The organism is Streptomyces sp. NPDC090088 (assembly GCF_044747345.1).
GTDB lineage: Bacteria > Actinomycetota > Actinomycetes > Streptomycetales > Streptomycetaceae > Streptomyces.
Window position 1 is genome coordinate 1 of the sequence record NZ_JBIVDZ010000023.1, and the last position, 4,871, is coordinate 4,871.

Below are 4,871 nucleotides of genomic sequence, written 5' to 3' on the forward strand. Positions count from 1 at the left end.
GGATTCAGAACTGACCTTCATGCGAACTCCTTGATCACGCCCACAATGGAGCCAAAACCGACTGACTTATGGGCGATCATTGATCTTGCAGATTAGGCCCCGGACTCGACGGAGATGCCGGGCAGCAGCCCAGCCACCACCAGTTCGGTCGCGCCCATCAAGAACACCGCACAAAGCGGGGCAGATGGCCGGTGGTCACCCGTCCCGCGAGGCCTTGCCGCAGCGGACCAGACGGTCGGGCAGTCACGGGCGAGACGCCCATCGGGGCTCCTTTTAGCCGTCCCTGGCTAGGTAAGGTCCCCATGTCGACCACCACCTCCAGTACCGGATATCACCATCCGCTTGGGGTCCAACATAGCACAGACCGGATGAAAATATCCGCTTGTTTGAAGCGTTACACGCCGCCTCCAGCCCCTCCGTAAAGGCGCCAAGCTTCCGGGGGCCTCATGGGCACCGAAGTAGTCGCGCCGGCCCGTAGGGGCGGCGGGCAGGCACCCGGCGCTCAGGGGTCGCAGTAGGTGACGGCCAGGCATGTTTCGTCTCAGCCGAGTTGCAGACAAAAGACCTTCGGATCCGCCCGCCGACGCTTCTGGTGACACCCGGCCAACGCCACGTGCGCACGACCTCTGCTGGAACGGGATCGTGTCACCCGCACCAGTCTCGGCAGGCCACACCGTCGGCCCGGTCACATGCCTATTAGAGGTCCTAACAAAGGTGCTGCACGTGCCGGTAGGTGATGAGGCAGGTGGCGAGGCCGAGGAAGGCCTCGTGGATGTCGTCGCGTCGTTCCCAGCGGATGCGCAGGCGGCGGAAGCCGTGCAGCCAGCCGATCGTTCTTTCGACGACGTACCGGAAGATGCCCAGGCCGGTGCCGTGGGGCCGGCCTCGTTGGGTGATGACCGGGCGGATGCCCCGGGCCCACAGCAGGCGCCGGTATTTGTCGTGGTCGTAGCCGCGGTCGGCGAGCAGGGCGTCGGGCCGGTGCCGGGGCCGGCCCACGGCGCCGGCGACGGACGGGATCTTGTCGATCAGAGGCAGCAACCGCGTGACATCGTTGCGGTTCCCGCCGGTCAGCGACACCGCGAGCGGGATGCCCTGGGCGTCGGTGATGACGTGGTGCTTGCTGCCCGGACGTGCGCGGTCGACCGGGCTGGGACCGCTTTGGGGCCCCTGCGGGCCGCCCGCACGTGAGAGGAGTCGATCACCGCCCGCGACCAGTCCAGTTTCTTCGCCGACCGGAGCTTCTTCAACAGCACCAGATGCAGCTGGTCCCACACGGAGGCCTCGTTCCAGGCGGCCAGCCGCCGCCAGCAGGTCATGCCGGAGCCGAAGCCCAGCTCCTGCGGCAGGTACTCCCACTGGATACCCGTGTGCAGCACGAACAGGATCCCGCACAATGCCTGCCGGTCTGGGACCCGCGGTCTGCCCTCGACCAGCTTCGGACCCGGCACGGGCAGCAACGGCTCGATCAGCGACCACAGTTCATCCGACATGATCCACGGCCGCGGCTCCCTCTTCCCCACGACCAGACCAACAACCACCCAAGCCGAAAGCCACATGACCAACGGCTTCTGTTAGGACCTCTTAGGCCTACAGTTCCTGCGGATGCCGCGCCTGCCTGCGCCGCCGAGGCCGTGCCAGGAGGCGGGGTCGTTCAGGGCTTGCGTGACGAGGGTGACGATCTCGTTGAGCCACCGCTCGAACAGCACGCCGATGAGCTGTTCCTGTCCGGGAAGTGCCGGTAGGCGGTGCCCACGCCCGCGTGGCGGGCGATCTCGTTGAGGCCGACATCGAGCCCCCCGCTCGGCGAACAGCTCCCGGGCGGCATCCAGGAGCCCACTCCGGTTGAGCTCGGCGTCGGCGCGCAGCAGTCGGGAGGTCATGCCGCCGACCGCACCACGTACCAGATAGAGCTATCCGTTTGTGCTACGGTGGAACCCGTAAACGGATAAATCTATCCGATAAATATGGAAGCCGCTCCAGGCAGGCCCGGCTTACCTGCCGTGATGGCGCCTCGATCCCCCTGCACCGCTTATGAAAGGACATTTGATGGAAACCACCGCCCCCTCTCCGCCGTCGTCGCCTGTCGGCGCCCCTGCTCACACCGCCCCGAAGGCGAAGGTGCCACCGGTTGTCTACCTGCTCGGGGCGGTCGCCTTCCTGATGGGCACGACCGAGATGATCGTGGCCGGGCTGCTGCCGCAGGTCGCAGACGGCCTGAACGTCAGTACCGGTCAGGCAGGTCTGCTGGTCACCGTCTTCGCCATCGGCATGATCATCGGCGCTCCGGTGATGTCGATGGCCACGCTGCGGCTGCCGCGCCGCGCGACTCTGGTGCTGGCGCTGTTGGTCTTCGCGCTCGGCCACGTCGTGGCCGCTGTCAGCTCGAGTTTCGGCATCCAGCTGGCGGCGCGGTTCGTGTCGGCCGTAGCGACCGGCACGTTCTGGGCGGTCGGCGCGGTCCTTGCCGCCGCGGCGGCCGGGAAGGAAGCCGGTGCGCGAGCGACCGCCGTCATGATCGGCGGCCTGACCCTGGCCAACGTCCTCGGCGTACCGCTCGGCACCGCTGGCGGGCAGGCGCTCGGCTGGCGCGGGCCGTTTTGGGTCCTGGCCGTTCTCGCGCTGCTCGCGGCCGCCGTCCTTGCCCGCAAGCTGCCCGTTGGCGAGGCAGGTCCCACTGCCTCGGTCGACGCTGAGCTGGCTTCCCTCCGCTCCGGTCGCCTGTGGCTGATCTACCTAGCGTGCGCCCTGCTGCCGGGCTCGTTCGTGGCCGCCTACAGCTACATCGCACCGCTGCTCACTGACCGCGCCGGGCTCTCGGACGCCGCCGTCCCGCTGGTGATGCTCGGCTACGGCCTGGCCACCCTGGCCGGGACGGCCTTCGGCGGCCGCACGGGCGACCGTCGTCCCTTCGCCACCGCGATCCCCGCAGCCGTCATGCTCGCCGTCGTCCTCGGTGCGATCACCCTGTGGGCCACCAACAGCGTCGCCGCCGTGGTCCTGTTCGTGCTGCTGGGCCTGTTCGCCCTGGTCGCCCAGCCGATCCTGATCGCCCAGGTGGTGCAGACCGCGGGTGCGACCCACTCACTGGCCGTGTCACTGAGCACCTCCGCGCTGAACGCGGGCATCGCCAGCGGCTCCTGGCTGGGCGGCGTCGCCCTCTCCTCCGGCCTCGGCCTGAAGGGACCTTCCCTGCTCGGCGCCCTCATCGCTGTGCTCGCCGCGGCCGCGCTCGCCGTGCTGGCGAGGGCCACTCGCCGGTCCTGACTTCCCCGCGCCCTTGTACGGCGTAGCAATCCGCCTGCCCCTATACGGGACCGCAATACCGACTCTCCCCAATGAGACAGGAGATCACTGTTATGACCACGATGGGCAAGGCCCCCACGGTCACGTTCAACAACGGCGTGGAGATGCCCGCCCTGGGGCTGGGCGTCTTCCGCAGCAGCCCGCAGGACACTGCTGGCGCCGTGCACACCGCCCTGACCCAGGGCTACCGGCTCATCGACACCGCCTCCGCCTACTTCAACGAGGAGCAGGTCGGCGAGGGCATACGCCGCTCGGGCCTGGACCGCGACGAGGTGTTCGTGACCACCAAACTGTGGCTGAGCAATCACGGCCGGGACGCGACGCTGCGCGCCTTCGACGCGAGTCTGCGCCGCCTGGGCCTGGAGTATCTGGACCTGTACCTGATCCACTGGCCCAACCCCGCCGAATGGGAGACCACCGTGGCCTCTTACCAGGCGATGGAGCAACTGCTCGCTGAGGGACGGGTCCGCGCGATCGGGGTGTGCAATCAGGTCCCGCTCCGCCTGGAGGACCTGATCCGCCGCACCAACGTGGTGCCCGCGGTCAACCAGATCGAACTGCACCCGTTCTTCAACCAGCCCCGCTCCCGCGAGACCCACGCCCGATACGGCGTGATCACCGAGTCCTGGGCGCCATTGGGCGGCGGACGCGTCTACAACACCAATCTGCCCGACCGAAGTGCCTCGACCAGCCCGCTCACCGACCCGGTCATCACCGACCTGGCCGCCCGCCACGGCAAGACCCCGGCACAGATCATCATCCGCTGGCACCTCCAGCACGGGCTCGCGGTCATCCCCAAGTCGGTCAGGCCCGAGCGCATCGCCGAGAACTTCGACGTCTTCGACTTCACCCTCAGCGACCGGGACATGGCCGCCATCGACACGCTGACCACCGCTGTGCGCGGCGGGCCGGACCCCGAGGTGTTCGACCTGAGCCTGTTCCCCGTCACCGTCGAAAACTGACGCCGCCGCCCGGCAATCCGGCATGCCGACACCACCACGCCAACTCACGGAAGAGGGATGGGCCATGAGGCAGTGGGACGCAACGGATCTCGCGCTTTTCACGGACACGGACGAGATGCAGATCGCACCGCTCAATCCCGACAGCGTGACGTACCGCAGGCCGACCGTGATCTGGATGATGGTCGTCGACGGTGGCTTGTACGCGCGCGCCAACCGCGGCCTGCACTCGCACTGGTACCAGGCCCCGATCGCCCAGCGGGCCGGCCGGATCACGGTCGCCGACCGCACCTACGAGGTCACCTTCGAGCGGGAAAAGCCCGCCCTGCGCAGCGCCGTCGAGGACGCGATGCGCACCAAGTACGCGCACAGCCCCTTCCTGTCGCCGACCGCCCCTGCCCGCACCCGGGAAGCCGGCGTGCACATCACCCCCCGCAGCCCCTGACCCGCCCGCAAAGGAGGGACACACCATGACTTCCGTCAGTTACGGCGCCCGGAGCAACACCTCCGGCCCGATCCCGCGGATTGCGTTGCGTGATGGCACGTGGATTCCTCAGTTGGGTTTCGGCACCCTCAACGTTCCTGAAGGCGCTGCTGGTCGCCCTG

Annotated in this window: 4 protein-coding genes; 3 read left to right on the forward strand and 1 reads right to left on the reverse strand. The window is 68.2% G+C overall.

What is annotated here, in order from left to right:
• Positions 1 to 705: 705 nt before the first annotated feature.
• Positions 706 to 1,493 (reverse strand): IS5 family transposase gene (locus ACIPSJ_RS51890; protein ID WP_401357482.1). Its coding sequence is split into 2 segments (ribosomal slippage): positions 706 to 1,178 and positions 1,178 to 1,493, totalling 789 coding nucleotides; the frame shifts between segments, so codons are not numbered across the junction.
• A gap of 556 nt (positions 1,494 to 2,049) precedes the next feature.
• On the opposite strand from ACIPSJ_RS51890, the gene ACIPSJ_RS51895 reads away from it, so the two are divergent.
• The 3 genes from ACIPSJ_RS51895 to ACIPSJ_RS51905 all read left to right on the forward strand — a co-directional run bounded on the left by ACIPSJ_RS51895 (position 2,050) and on the right by ACIPSJ_RS51905 (position 4,710).
• Positions 2,050 to 3,267 carry an MFS transporter gene (locus tag ACIPSJ_RS51895; RefSeq protein WP_401357485.1) on the forward strand — a complete coding sequence of 406 codons (1,218 nt, stop codon included), beginning with the start codon at positions 2,050 to 2,052 and terminating at the stop codon, positions 3,265 to 3,267.
• 92 nt (positions 3,268 to 3,359) lie between these two features.
• Positions 3,360 to 4,268: an aldo/keto reductase gene (locus tag ACIPSJ_RS51900; RefSeq protein WP_401357488.1), complete on the forward strand. Its 909-nt coding sequence runs from the start codon at positions 3,360 to 3,362 to the stop codon at positions 4,266 to 4,268.
• Between the two features lie 64 nt (positions 4,269 to 4,332).
• A complete protein-coding gene (locus ACIPSJ_RS51905; RefSeq protein WP_401357490.1) occupies positions 4,333 to 4,710 on the forward strand; it encodes a DUF2255 family protein in 378 nt (125 codons plus the stop codon).
• Positions 4,711 to 4,871: the final 161 nt, after the last annotated feature.